14 protein-coding genes are annotated in these 12,890 nt (G+C 65.3%); 5 read left to right on the top strand and 9 right to left on the bottom strand.

Going from position 1 to position 12,890, the window contains the following annotated elements; all coding sequences use genetic code 11:
- Positions 1–61 precede the first annotated feature (61 nt).
- A complete protein-coding gene (locus JFY56_RS07830) occupies positions 62–1,687 on the top strand; it encodes an NADP-dependent glyceraldehyde-3-phosphate dehydrogenase (protein WP_208312967.1) in 1,626 nt (541 codons plus the stop codon).
- Between the two features lie 151 nt (positions 1,688–1,838).
- Here JFY56_RS07830 and JFY56_RS07835 read toward each other — a convergent pair whose 3' ends face one another.
- The 5 genes from JFY56_RS07835 to JFY56_RS07855 all read right to left on the bottom strand — a co-directional run bounded on the left by JFY56_RS07835 (position 1,839) and on the right by JFY56_RS07855 (position 6,819).
- Complete coding sequence (locus tag JFY56_RS07835; RefSeq protein WP_208312968.1) at positions 1,839–2,501, bottom strand: YceH family protein; 663 nt, start codon at positions 2,499–2,501, stop codon at positions 1,839–1,841.
- A 175-nt stretch (positions 2,502–2,676) separates the two neighbouring features.
- Complete coding sequence (gene yjiA / locus JFY56_RS07840; RefSeq protein ID WP_208312969.1) at positions 2,677–3,660, bottom strand: GTPase; 984 nt, start codon at positions 3,658–3,660, stop codon at positions 2,677–2,679.
- Positions 3,661–3,827: 167 nt separating this feature from the next.
- The gene (locus tag JFY56_RS07845) at positions 3,828–4,031 is read right to left on the bottom strand and encodes a YbdD/YjiX family protein (protein WP_208312970.1); all 204 of its coding nucleotides are present in this window, start codon (positions 4,029–4,031) and stop codon (positions 3,828–3,830) included.
- A gap of 12 nt (positions 4,032–4,043) precedes the next feature.
- A complete protein-coding gene (locus tag JFY56_RS07850; RefSeq protein WP_208312971.1) occupies positions 4,044–6,110 on the bottom strand; it encodes a carbon starvation CstA family protein in 2,067 nt (688 codons plus the stop codon).
- Between the two features lie 202 nt (positions 6,111–6,312).
- Positions 6,313–6,819 carry a DUF3015 domain-containing protein gene (locus tag JFY56_RS07855; protein ID WP_208312972.1) on the bottom strand — a complete coding sequence of 169 codons (507 nt, stop codon included), beginning with the start codon at positions 6,817–6,819 and terminating at the stop codon, positions 6,313–6,315.
- Between the two features lie 216 nt (positions 6,820–7,035).
- Here JFY56_RS07855 and JFY56_RS07860 point away from each other — a divergent pair, with 216 nt between their 5' ends.
- Complete coding sequence (locus JFY56_RS07860; RefSeq protein WP_208312973.1) at positions 7,036–7,401, top strand: PilZ domain-containing protein; 366 nt, start codon at positions 7,036–7,038, stop codon at positions 7,399–7,401.
- A 113-nt stretch (positions 7,402–7,514) separates the two neighbouring features.
- Here JFY56_RS07860 and radA read toward each other — a convergent pair whose 3' ends face one another.
- From radA to JFY56_RS07875, 3 genes are all read right to left on the bottom strand, one after another.
- Complete coding sequence (gene radA, locus JFY56_RS07865) at positions 7,515–8,879, bottom strand: DNA repair protein RadA (RefSeq protein WP_208312974.1); 1,365 nt, start codon at positions 8,877–8,879, stop codon at positions 7,515–7,517.
- 194 nt (positions 8,880–9,073) lie between these two features.
- Entirely contained in the window at positions 9,074–9,316 is a 243-nt protein-coding gene (locus JFY56_RS07870; RefSeq protein WP_208312975.1) for a hypothetical protein, read from the bottom strand.
- 76 nt (positions 9,317–9,392) lie between these two features.
- Positions 9,393–9,635 carry a YdcH family protein gene (locus tag JFY56_RS07875; RefSeq protein WP_208312976.1) on the bottom strand — a complete coding sequence of 81 codons (243 nt, stop codon included), beginning with the start codon at positions 9,633–9,635 and terminating at the stop codon, positions 9,393–9,395.
- Positions 9,636–9,821: 186 nt separating this feature from the next.
- Here JFY56_RS07875 and mscL point away from each other — a divergent pair, with 186 nt between their 5' ends.
- Positions 9,822–10,220, top strand: a complete 399-nt coding sequence (mscL, locus tag JFY56_RS07880; protein ID WP_208312977.1) for a large-conductance mechanosensitive channel protein MscL — start codon at positions 9,822–9,824, stop codon at positions 10,218–10,220.
- A gap of 134 nt (positions 10,221–10,354) precedes the next feature.
- Here the strand turns inward: mscL and JFY56_RS07885 are convergent, their stop codons facing one another.
- Complete coding sequence (locus tag JFY56_RS07885) at positions 10,355–11,131, bottom strand: ferredoxin--NADP reductase (protein WP_208312978.1); 777 nt, start codon at positions 11,129–11,131, stop codon at positions 10,355–10,357.
- Positions 11,132–11,201: 70 nt separating this feature from the next.
- On the opposite strand from JFY56_RS07885, the gene JFY56_RS07890 reads away from it, so the two are divergent.
- Positions 11,202–12,326 carry a methyltransferase gene (locus JFY56_RS07890; RefSeq protein WP_208312979.1) on the top strand — a complete coding sequence of 375 codons (1,125 nt, stop codon included), beginning with the start codon at positions 11,202–11,204 and terminating at the stop codon, positions 12,324–12,326.
- A gap of 146 nt (positions 12,327–12,472) precedes the next feature.
- The gene (locus tag JFY56_RS07895; RefSeq protein WP_208312980.1) at positions 12,473–12,847 is read left to right on the top strand and encodes a DUF2946 domain-containing protein; all 375 of its coding nucleotides are present in this window, start codon (positions 12,473–12,475) and stop codon (positions 12,845–12,847) included.
- Positions 12,848–12,890 lie beyond the last annotated feature (43 nt).

The raw sequence follows: 12,890 nt of genomic DNA on the forward strand, positions 1-12,890 counted from the left end.
GTCACCGGCCAATGGCGGGTTGCACCCGCCCTACCGTCTTCCCGCTCCAGAGGAATTGGCAATGCACGACAACAACAACCTCGACCACCTCTTCCCAACCCTCGCCGACATCCCCGAGCAATACCGCCTGGGCGCGCCCATCGAGCAGCGCGAGTACCTGCTGAACGGCGAACTCAGGCGCTGGGAAGGCCCGCTCGCCGCGGTGCGCAGCCCGGTCTTCCTGGCCGGCGAGAACGGCGACGAACAGGTGATCCTCGGCAGCACCCCGCTGCTCGACGCCGACGCCGCGCTGGCCGCTCTCGATGCAGCAGTTGCAGCCTACGATCACGGCCAGGGCCTGTGGCCGACCCTGCGCGTGGCCGAGCGCATCCAGCACGTCGAAACCTTCCTCGCCCGCATGCGCGAACAGCGCGAGGCGGTGGTCAAGCTGCTGATGTGGGAGATCGGCAAGAACCTCAAGGACTCCGAGAAGGAATTCGACCGCACCTGCGACTACATCGTCGACACCATCGAGGCGCTCAAGGAACTGGACCGCCGCTCCAGCCGCTTCGAGCTGGAACAGGGCACCCTCGGCCAGATCCGCCGTGTGCCGATGGGCGTGGCACTGTGCATGGGCCCGTACAACTACCCGCTGAACGAAACCTTCACCACCCTGATCCCGGCGCTGATCATGGGCAACACCGTGGTGTTCAAGCCGGCCAAGTTCGGCGTGCTGCTGATCCGCCCGCTGCTGGAGGCGTTCCGCGACAGCTTCCCGCCGGGGGTGATCAACATCATCTACGGCAAGGGCCGCGACACCGTCAGCGCGCTGATGGCCAGCGGCAAGATCGACGTATTCGCCTTCATCGGCACCCACTCCGGCGCCAGCGACCTGAAGAAACTGCACCCACGCCCGCACCGCCTGCGCGCGGCGCTCGGCCTGGATGCGAAGAACCCGGGCATCGTGCTGCCGCAGGTCGACCTCGACAACGCCGTCAGCGAAGCCGTCACCGGCGCCCTTTCCTTCAACGGCCAGCGCTGCACCGCGCTGAAGATCCTCTTCGTGCACGAGGATGTGCTGCAGCCGTTTCTCGACAAATTCAGCGCCAGACTCGCCACGCTCAAGCCGGGCATGCCCTGGGAACCGGGCGTGGCACTCACCCCGCTGCCGGAGCCAGGCAAGGTGGATTACCTCAACGGCCTGCTGCGGGACGCCGTCGCCAAGGGCGCGAACGTGATCAACCCGGGCGGCGGCGCGCACCGGCAAAGCTTCTTCTATCCGGCGCTGCTCAGCCCGGTGAGCGCGAACATGCGCATCTACCAGGAAGAACAGTTCGGCCCGCTGATCCCGGTGGTGCCGTACCGCGACCTGAAGGAAGTGATCGACTACGTGCTGCATTCCGACTACGGCCAGCAGCTGAGCATCTTCGGCAACGACCCGGCACAGGTCGGCCGGCTGGTGGATGCGTTCGTCAACCAGGTCGGCCGGATCAACATCAACGCCCAGTGCCAGCGCGGCCCGGACACCTTCCCCTTCAACGGCCGCAAGAACTCGGCGGAAGGCACCCTGTCGGTACACGACGCACTGCGGGTGTTCTCCATCCGCACGCTGGTGGCGACGAAGTTCCAGGAGGACAACAAGGAGCTGGTCAGCGAGATCATCCGCAATCGGGAGTCGAATTTCCTGACGACGGATTACATCTTCTGAGTAAGTAACCTCACCCACGCACCGAACCTGTAGGAGCCAGGGGGACGCCCAGTCCTTGCTGGCGATCGACCGTGCCAACCGGCGGCTCTCTCGTTGTCGGCGAGCTTGGGATCGCCAGCAAGCTGGCTCCTACAAAATCCGTCGCAGCGGTTTAATCGCGTTCCTGCTCCAGCCGCGCCAGGCGTTCTTCGAGGGCGGCGACTCGGGCTTCCAGTTCGGCGAGGCGGCCGCTGTCCACGGGGCTGCCGCCCTCGCTGGAGCTGCTGCGGGTGGCGCTGGCGGCGATGGCTTCGGCGCGGTCTTCCTCGGTGCCGAGCAGGTGCATGTAGCGCTCTTCGCGCTGTCCCGGCTGGCGTTCCAGTTGCACGGTCATGCCGCGGGCGGCGAGGCGTTCGAGCTGGTGGCGGACTTCCTCGGTGTCGTCGAATTCGTACATGCGCTGGGTGCGGGTGAGCAGTTCGTTGAGCGTCTGCGGGCCGCGCAGGAGCAGCAACGCGATCAGCATCAGCTGCGGCTTGACCAGTTCCAGGGTCTTTTCCGTGCGCTGCTCCCAGCGGTCGGCGCGGCTGCCCATCTGCAGGCGCACCAGTTCGCGCCCTTCCAGGCTGCGCAGGGCCTGGCCGACCTGGCCGGGGGTGAGGTTCATCACCGGCTCGCGGCTGGTCTTCTGGTTGCAAGCGGTGACCAGCGCGTTGAGGGTCAGCGGATAGGACTCCGGGGTGGTCGCCTGTTTCTCGATCAGGCAGCCGATGATGCGGGCCTCCACCGCGCTGAGCGGTTCGCGGGCGGAAGTGGCTTCGGTTTCAGAGGTCATGGCTACAACATCCATTTGCGTGGGAACCGCCCTAGCCTAGCCGCATGCGGGGGCTTTGGCACTCCCGTCAGGGCAGGTGAAACCCGCCGGGTTTCCGCAAATGGCATGTCATGGCGGGTTGCACCCGCCCTACGAGGCTGATCGCGGGCACGGCCCGCTCCTACGGGGGCAGCTCTCAGCCCGTAATCGCCTCGAACCCCTGGCGAATCTGTTCCTCGGGCAGGTTGTCGCCGATGAACACCATCACGCTCTCGCGCGCCTCGCCTTCCTGCCACTCGGCGTCCCAGTCGAACCCGTAGAGCCGCAGCACACCCTGGAATACCAGGCGGCGGGATTCGCCGGCGATGTTCAGCACGCCCTTGTAGCGCAGCAGCGAGTTGCCGTGCCATTGCAGCAGGTCGTCCATGAACTGGCTGAGGCGATCGATGTCCAGCGGCCGATCCGTGCGCAGGACCATGGTGGCGATGCGGTCGTTGACCGTCACGGCTGGGCGCAGCGGTTGCAGTGGACGCAGGCCGACGTCGGCGTTGAGGTTGAAGCCGCGCACGTCGAGCAGGCGGTCGAGGTCGATGGCGCCGTTATCCACAGGGAAGACCTGCGCGCGGCGGTTGATGCGCTGCAGGCGTTCGACCAGAGTCTGGTAGTCGGTCGGCTCGACCAGGTCGCGCTTGCTCACCAGGAGGCGGTCGCCGAAGCCGACCTGGGCCTGGGCGATGGTTTCCTGCAGGTGGCGCTCGGCGTTGACCGCGTCGACCAGGGTGATGATGCCGTCGAGCAGGTAGCGCTCGCGCAGGGTCTCGTCGACGAAGAAGGTCTGCGCCACCGGCGCCGGGTCGGCCAGGCCGGTGCATTCGATCACCAGGCGGTCGAACTCGATCTCGCCGTTGTCGCGCTGTTCCAGCAGGACGAACAGTGCCTTCTCCAGATCGGTATTGATGGTACAGCAGACGCAGCCGTTGGACAGGGTCATCACCTGCACCGGTTCGTCGCCGAGCAGTTGGGCGTCGATGGGCGTTTCGCTGAACTCGTTCTCGATCACCGCGATCTTCAGGCCGTGCTCGGCCTTGAGGATGTGCTTGAGCAGTGTCGTCTTGCCCGCGCCGAGAAAGCCGGTGAGGACGGTCACCGGAATCTGCGTGGCGATTGCGGAATCAGTCATGGGTACTTCCAGGCAGGAAAATGAAAACGGGCCGCGATCGCTCGTGGCCCGTGGTGATCGGATCGGGCTTGGCAAGGATGTCGCAAAACCTCATCCCTGCCGACAACCCTCGGTCGCGCTGGCGCGGAGGCGACAGCCCGGGTCGTTTTCCGCCCCGGGCGTGCCGTTCAGCAGCAGCGGATCGGCCGTCCCTTGCCGCCGCCGTAACGCGCCTCCTGGCGGTCGCGGAAGAACTCCTCGTAGGTCATCACCGGCTTGTCCGGATGCTTGGTCTGCATGTGCTGGACGTAGTTGTCGTAGTCCGGCATGCCGACCAGCATCCGGGCGGCCTGCCCGAGGTACTTACCCATGCGGCTGAGGTCGTTGAACATGCGTCACCTCCATCAGGCATCGGGAATCGGCTGGAACGGCGACTCCTTGTCGGTGCGCTCCTTCTTGTTCCACGCGGCAGCGCCGACCTTGATCGAGTAGACCAGCACGCTGAGCACCACCAGCAGGAACAGCACGGTGAGGCCGGCGTTGATGTACGCGTTCATCATCACGCTCTGCACCTGGCCGAGGTCCTTGGCCGGAGCCAGCACCTGGCCGGCATCCAGCGCGGCACTGTATTTCTGGCCGAGGGCGACGAAGCCCACCGCCGGGTTGCTGTCGAAGATCTTGATCAGGCCCGCGGTGGTGGTGCAGATCAGCAGCCAGGCGGCCGGCACCATGGTCACCCAGACGTACTGCTGGCGCTTCATCTTGATCAGCACGACGGTGGCGAGCATCAGCGCGATGCCGGCGAGCATCTGGTTGGAGATGCCGAACAGCGGCCACAGGGTGTTGATGCCGCCCAGCGGGTCGACCACGCCCTGGTACAGCAGCCAGCCCCACATCGCCACGCAGCCGCCGGTGGCGAAGACGTTGGCGCCCCACGAGTCGGTCCGGCTCAGCGCCGGCACGAATTCGCCCAGCAGGTCCTGCAGCATGAAGCGCCCGGCGCGGGTGCCGGCGTCCACCGCGGTGAGGATGAACAGCGCCTCGAAGAGGATCGCGAAGTGGTACCAGAAGGCCATGGTGTTCTCACCCGGCAGCACCTGGTGAAGGATGTGCGCGATGCCCACGGCGAGGGTCGGCGCGCCGCCGGCACGGGCCAGGATGGTGGTTTCGCCGATGTCTTGGGCGGTCTGCGTGAGCACCTCCGGCGTGATGGCGAAGCCCCAGCTGCTGACGGTCGCGGCCACTGCGGCGACGTCGGTGCCGACCACGGCCGGCGGGCTGTTCATGGCGAAGTAGATGCCCGGCTCGATCACCGAGGCGGCGACCATGGCCATGATCGCCACGAAGGATTCCATCAGCATGCCGCCGTAGCCGATGTAGCGGGCGTCGGGCTCGCGGTTGAGCAGCTTCGGCGTGGTGCCGGAGGAGATCAGCGCGTGGAAGCCGGACACGGCGCCACAGGCGATGGTGATGAACAGGAACGGGAACAGCGCGCCCTTCCACACCGGGCCGGTGCCGTCGGTGAACTGGGTCAGCGCCGGCATCTTCAGCTCCGGCATGACGATCAGGATGCCGATGGCGAGGGCGACGATGGTGCCGATCTTCAGGAAGGTCGACAGGTAGTCGCGCGGCGCCAGCAGCAGCCATACCGGCAGCACCGAGGCGATGGCGCCGTAGGCGATCAGCATCCAGGTGATCTGTATGCCGGTGAAGGTGAAGTGCGGCGCCCATTCCGGACTGGCTGCAACCTGGCCCCCCAGCCAGATCGAACTGAGCAGCAGGGCGACGCCGACCACCGAGATCTCGCCGATGCGGCCCGGGCGGATGTAGCGCATGTACAGGCCCATGAGGATCGCGATCGGGATGGTCGCCATCACGGTGAACATGCCCCACGGGCTTTCGGCCAGGGCTTTCACCACGATCAGCGCCAGCACCGCGAGGATGATCACCATGATCATGAAGGCGCCGAACAGGGCGATGGTTCCCGCCACCTGGCCCATTTCCTCGCGCACCAGTTCGCCCAGCGAACGGCCGTTGCGGCGGGTGGAGATGAACAGGACCATGAAGTCCTGCACCGCACCGGCCAGCACCACGCCGGCAATCAGCCAGAGCGTGCCGGGCAGGTAGCCCATCTGCGCGGCGAGCACGGGGCCGACCAGCGGGCCGGCGCCGGCGATGGCGGCGAAGTGGTGACCGAAGAGCACGTGCTTGTTGGTCGGCACGTAGTCCAGGCCATCGTTGTTGATGACCGCGGGCGTGGCCCGGTTGGGGTCCAGTTGCATCACCTTGCTGGCGATGAACAGGCTGTAGTAACGGTAGGCGACCAGATAGATGGCGACTGCCGCAACGACTATCCACAAGGCGTTGATGGCTTCGCCGCGGCGCAGAGCCACGACTCCCAAGGCAAAGGCTCCTGCTACCGCCACCACCAGCCAGGCGAGGTGACGTAGCAGGCTATTGTTATTGTTCATAGCGAGGCTTCCGACAGGGTTGAAAGGCGAGATTTCGCAGGAAAATTCTAGTCTCTTCCTACAGACGTTTCATTCAACCTTAGTCTAAAAAGCCTACAACGATATTGCCGAAACGCCGCTGGCTCATGGCGTTCGCCAGCGGCGTTTGCAGCAGCAAAAAAGAACCCGCCAACAGGCGGGTTGCAAAGGGGAGCGTTGTCACTCAGGCCGGTTGCTTGGCATAGCGCGCCAGAACCTGGTCGCGGCTCATGACCGCCAGAGTGTTGCTGAGCACCTGCTCTCCAGTTACGTCCTTGCTGGCGAAGATCTCGCCGAAATGCTGCTGGGTGACCTGGGCGAAGTGCGCGCGGTCGTTGGTGTCGATGCCAAGCAGGACGGCGTAGGCATCCAGCGCCTCGCCCTGTCCCTTGGCCATGTCTTCGGCGATGCTGTCGAGCATGCCGTTCATGGCGAAGATCGAGCGCCCGCCGTAGCCGAGGCGCACGCTGGAGTCACAGCCGTTGGTGCCTGAAGTCAGGCCGAAGGTTGCGTTGCCCGAGGTGCCGTTGGTGGTGGTGGCCAAAAGGTGCGGGAACAATCCGCGCTGCCCTTCGAACACCATGTTGCCCCAGCCGCAGCCACCGCCGCCGGCCTGATCGGCATGTGCCACTACGCTGCCCAGACTGAGCAGGCCGACGATCAAGCCCTTGCCCACAAGTCGCTTATCCATATCGCTCTGTGCCCCAAGTGATTTCGATGAGAGAGGGAGGAAACCCCTATGGAGCTTTGGCGAGGGTTGCAGAACTGTCAAACTCAAGCGTAAGTCTGCACGGTTGTAAAAAGGCTGATAGAGTCAAGTGGAAAGTCCGAACGCTCGTACCTGATCACTGTCAGGAATGTCCAATTCTGCGGAGCGAAAAGCCGCCACCTTTTCGGAATTCACCCCATGAGCGAGAGCAATCGCGAACGCCGGCGCTTCCAGCGCATCGCCTTCGACGCCAACGCCGAGCTTTCTCAGGGCGATCAACGCTGGAAAGTGCGACTGCACGACCTGTCCCTGCAGGGGTTGCTGATCCAGCGACCGGAAACCTTCCACGGCGACCCGAAGCAACCCTTCGAGGTGCGCATCTACCTGGGCTTCGACGTCAACATCTTCATGGAGGCGGAGCTGGTCTGGGAACGCGAGGGCTTCCTCGGCTTCACCTGCAAGCACCTCGACCTCGACTCCATCAGCCACCTGCGCCGGCTGCTCGAACTGAACCTCGGCGGCGGCGAGCGGCTGGATCACGAGCTGGCGCATCTCGGGGAGTGATACGTCGTAGGGCGGGTGAAACCCGCCATTACGCATCGGGATTGGCGGGTTGCACCCCTACCCTGTAGGAGCGAGCTTGCTCGCGATCCGGGCTTCCCGCTGGCAACGGACGCTCACTCGAACAACGCATCCAGCGCCTGCTCCAGGCGCGTAACAGCCATCACCTGCAATCCCGGCGGCGCTTCCTTCGGCGCATTGCCCTTAGGCACGATGGCGCGCTTGAAGCCGTGCTTGGCCGCTTCCTTCAGACGCTCCTGGCCGCTCGGCACCGGACGCACCTCGCCGGACAGGCCCACCTCGCCGAACACCAGCAACTGGTGATCCAGCGGGCGGTTGCGCAGGCTGGATATCACCGCCGCCATTAGTGCCAGGTCGGACGCGGTTTCCAGCACCTTCACCCCGCCGACCACGTTGAGGAAGACGTCCTGGTCGTAGGTCGGAATGCCGCCGTGGCGGTGCAGTACGGCGAGCAGCATGGCCAGGCGGTTCTGGTCGAGGCCGAGGGTGATCCGCCGCGGATTGCCGAGATGGCTGGTATCGACCAGCGCCTGTACTTCCACCAGCATCGGCCGCGTGCCTTCCCAAGTTGCCATCACCACGCTGCCCGGTACCGATTCCTGGGCGCGGGTAAGGAAGATCGCCGACGGGTTGGAAACTTCCTTCAGACCCTTGTCGGTCATGGCGAACACGCCCAGCTCGTTGACCGCGCCGAAGCGGTTCTTCACCGCCCGCAGCAGGCGCAGGCGGCCATCCGACTCGCCCTCGAAATACAGCACGGTGTCGACCATGTGCTCCAGCACGCGCGGGCCGGCCAGGGCGCCTTCCTTGGTGACGTGGCCGACCAGGAAGATCGACGTGCCGCTCTGCTTGGCGAAGCGCACCAGCAGCGCCGCGCTCTCGCGCACCTGGGCGACGCCGCCGGGGGCGGACTGCAGCTGTTCGGTGAAGATGGTCTGGATGGAGTCGATCACCATCACCTTGGGCTTTTCATGGCGGGCGGTGGCGATGATGCTTTCGATGCAGGTCTCGGTCATCACCTTCAGCTTGTCTTCCGGCAGGCCGAGACGACGGGCGCGCATGGCGACCTGCTGCTGGGATTCCTCGCCGGTGACGTAGAGCGCCGGCAGGCGGCTGGCGATGTTGCAGAGGGTCTGCAGAAGAATGGTGGACTTGCCGATGCCGGGATCGCCGCCGATCAGCACCACCGAACCGTCCACCAGGCCGCCGCCGAGGACGCGGTCGAGTTCGGCGGATGCGGTGGAGAAGCGCGGCATTTCCTCGACGCTGACTTCGGCAAGAGTCTTGATGTTGGCCTGCTGCCCGGCCCAGCCGCCACGCCCCGAGGCAGGGCTGGTGAGGCTTTCGACGACGGTCTCGACCAGGGTGTTCCAGGCCCCGCAGTCAGCGCACTGCCCGGCCCATTTCGGGAAGGTGGCGCCGCACTCGGTGCAGCCATACATGCGCTTGGCCTTGGCCATGGGCGGACTCCGTCAGGACAAAGTGCGCATGATAACGGCTAATGCCGGCTGGGAATTGCTTTCTGCTTTCTGTAGGAGCCAGCTTGCTGGCGATCAGCCGCGCCAGCCGGCGGCTCTGTGCTCGCCGGTGAGTTCGGATCGCCAGCAAGCTGGCTCCTACAGGTTGCAGTTGCTGGCAAGCGTGAGGCTGAGAATCAGCCCGCCAGCAACCGCCGATACTGGCACTCCATGTCGTGCTTCAGCCCTTCGCGGCGCATCAGCAACGAGGCGATGGAGCCCTCGGGACGCTCGATGCCCTCCTCGACCCGGGCGATGCGCTGGTCGAGCAGTTCGTACTGCAGTTTCAGGCGCACCAGACGCTCCTGCGCGCGGCGGAATTCCTTGTCTTTGGGAGCTTGCGAGGTGTGCTTGCTGAGGAATCGTTGCGATTTGGGCATGGCAATGGCACCAGCAGGAAAAAAGTGACAAGAGCCTACGCCTCGTTCCTACCGGTGCCTTTGACTCCAGTCATCCTCACGTAGATCGTTTGAGCAGTTCGGCGATCTCGTCCTTGAGGGTGACCCGCTGCAGCTTCAGGCTGTTGAGGGAAAGATCGTCCAGCGCCTCACGGCCGTCCTCGACTTCGAAGATCTTCCTGTCGAGTGCCTCGTAGCTGGTTGCCAGCTTGGTGAAATGGGCATCTTTGCCGTGGAGTTGCGTCATTTTCGCTTTGTAATCGGGGAATTCGCGGGACAGCGGGTGATGCTCGAGTGGCATGGCGGGTCCTCCTTTTCACGGTGGATTGCACTTACAGACTAGACCACCCCCTTCCCCCCACGCCAATCGCCGACGCCGCAGCCCGGCGCTCCGCAGCGTCATGCACGAGCCGTGCAATTCGGGCTGCCCGTGGCCGCCAGGGCCGCTAAACTCCCCCTGTCCCCATTTCTTACAAGGAGTTTCTGCATGAGTCTGCTCAGCGAGTTCAAGGCCTTCGCCGTCAAGGGCAACGTGGTCGACATGGCCGTCGGTATCATCATCGGCGCCGCCTTCGGCAAGATCGTCTCGTCCTTCGTCGGCGACGTCATCATGCCTCCCATCGGCCTGCTGATCGGCGGCGTCGACTTCTCCGACCTGGCCGTCACCCTCAAGGCCGCGGAAGGCGCGACACCGGCCGTGGTGTTGTCCTACGGAAAATTCATTCAGACCGTGCTCGACTTCCTGATCGTCGCCTTCGCCATCTTCATGGGCGTCAAGGCGATCAACCGCCTGAAGCGCGAAGAAGCTGCCGCCCCGCCGGCACCGACCGTGGACCAGGAGCTGCTCACCGAGATCCGCGATCTGCTGAAGAACCAGCAGAAGTAGCGGCGGTTACAGGCACCGTAGGTTGGCGCTGAGCAACGCGAAGCCCAACATCGCCATCGTTGGGCTTCACTGCGTTCAGCACCAACCTACGCGAGTCATGGCCCAGCCACGTAGTTACGTAGCTACCAACTGCCCTACCAGTAGTTTTCCACCGCGATCTGCCCTGGCCGGCGGGTCAGGCTGAGGTTCATGTCGCGCTTCTTCAGCACCGCGCGGGTGTCCTCGATCATCTGCGGGTTGCCGCAGAGCATCACCCGCGAGTGCTCCGGGGTCAGCTCCAGTCCGGCGGCGCGTTCCAGTTCGCCGTTCTCGATCAGCGTGGTGATCCGTCCGTGCAGGCAGCCCGGCACTTCCTCGCGGGTGACCACCGGGATGAACTGCAGCTTGTGCGCGTACTCCTGCAGGTAGTCCCGCTGGCCGAGACCGGCGATCAGGTCGAGATAGGCCAGCTCGCGTTTCTCCCGCGCGCTGTAGACCAGCTTGATCGACTCGAAGCGCTCCCACACCTCGAAGTCCTGCAGGATCGACAGGAACGGCGCCAGCCCGGTGCCGGTGGCCAGCAGCCAGAGATCGCGGCCGTCGACGAAGCGGTCGAGGGTGAGGAAACCGAACGCCTGGCGGTCGATCAGCAACTGGTCGCCCTCGCGCAGCCGGCTCAGTTCGCTGGTGAACTCCCCGCCCGGCACCACGATGGAGAAGAATTCGAGGAATTCGTCATGGGGCGCCGAGACCATCGAATAGGCGCGCCAGACGATGCTGCCGCTCGGCTTGTACACGCCGAGACGGGCGAATTGCCCGGCGCGGAAGCGGAAACCGGAGTCGCGCGTGGTGCGCAGGGTGAACAGGCTCGGGGTGAGCGTGTGCACCTCCTGCAGCGTCTGGCGGGTGAACTTCTCTTCGCTGGCGGTCATACTCCGCTCCCAATCCAAAGCAATGCCCTAGTTTCTCCTATTGAGAAGCCGGTAAACACCGCCAGTTCCTATGCCTATTCTGAACAGCCCCTTCGCCCAGCTCGACCTGATCCGCCAGCCGGAGCAGCAGAACGACCCGCTGCAGGCCTTCGACGCCGCCGATGAATACCTGCTGAAGCAGGTCGCGGAAGACGGCCTGCCCGCCGACAGCCGGCTGCTGGTCCTCAACGACAGCTTCGGCGCGCTGGCCGCCAGCCTTGCCGGCCACGCCCGGGTAACCAGCAGCGGCGACTCCTTCCTGGCCAGCCTGGCGCTGCAGAAGAACCTCGCGCGCAACGACTTGGCGGCGGACGCCGTGCGCTTCGTGCCAGCCAGCGAAAGCGCCGAAGGGCCCTTCGACCGGGTGCTGATCCGCATTCCCAAGACGCTCGCCCTGCTGGAAGAACAGCTGATCCGCCTGCAGGGCCAGCTCGCGCCGGGCGCGCGGGTGATGGCCGGGGCGATGATCAAGCATCTGCCGCGCGCGGCGGGCGATCTGCTGGAGAAGTATCTCGGCCCGGTGCAGGCCTCGCTGGCGGAGAAGAAGGCCCGCCTGCTGTTCGTCACCCCGCAGGACAAACCGCACGCCAGCTCGCCCTACCCGACCCGCTACACCCTCGACACGCCGCGCCTGGAACTGCTCAACCACGCCAACGTGTTCTGCCGCGAAGGGCTGGACATCGGCACCCGCGCCTTCCTCCCGCACCTGCCGCGCAACCTCGGCCGCGCGCGGGTGGCCGACCTCGGCTGCGGCAACGGCGTGCTCGCCATCGCCAGCGCGCTGGACAACCCTGAGGCGCACTACACGCTGGTCGACGAGTCCTACATGGCCGTGCAGTCGGCCCGGGATAACTGGCAGGCGGCGCTCGGCGACCGTCCTGTGGATATCCGCGCCGGCGACGGCCTGGCCGGGCAGCCGGCGGACTCGCTGGACGTGGTGCTGTGCAACCCGCCGTTCCACCAGCAGCAGGTGGTCGGCGACTTCCTCGCCTGGCGCATGTTCCAGCAGGCCCGCAACGCGCTGGTCACGGGCGGCCAGCTGTGGATCGTCGGCAACCGCCACCTCGGCTACCACGCCAAGCTCAAGCGCCTGTTTCGTGGCGTCGAACAAGTGGCGGCGAACCCGAAATTCGTGGTGCTCAAGGCGACCCGCTGAGCGCTGCTCTTTTCGTTTGCCACTAGATTGACAGCACGTTTTCCGCGACTAAGTTCAATCCAGGGGACACAGGGAAAGATTAGAATTCTGCTTGCTTGCCGCGGCGCCCCGCTCGCCCGGCAGTCTTACAAACAAGGATCTGGGTCATGGACGCTGTCCGCCGCCAACGCTCGCTGATCGCCTGGGTGCTCTACGGATGCATCCTGCTCAGCGCGCTCGCCTGCGCGATCGGCCACGGACACATGAGCGGGATGCAGCTCAACGGCATCGGCGGGCTGTACTGCTCCACCTCGGGCCATGTCGACCCGGCAGCCGATGGCGGTCTCGCCGGCAGCCCCGGCCACGCGGAACTCCCCGCCCTCGACTGCCCGCTGTGCGGCGCCTTCATCGTCGGCGTCGCCGCGCTGTTCTTCCTCGCCTGGCTGATCCGCCCGGGCGCCAACCCGTTCCGCCATCCCGCGCCCCGCCGCGCCACCTCGCCCCGCTACAACTGGCCTCCGGCCAACCCCCGCGCGCCCTAGTCGCACATCAGCGTTCAACACAACCGGCAGCGGCCCCGCCTGC

The sequence above is a fragment of the Pseudomonas schmalbachii genome (assembly GCF_017589465.1).
Classification (GTDB): Bacteria; Pseudomonadota; Gammaproteobacteria; order Pseudomonadales; family Pseudomonadaceae; genus Pseudomonas; species Pseudomonas schmalbachii.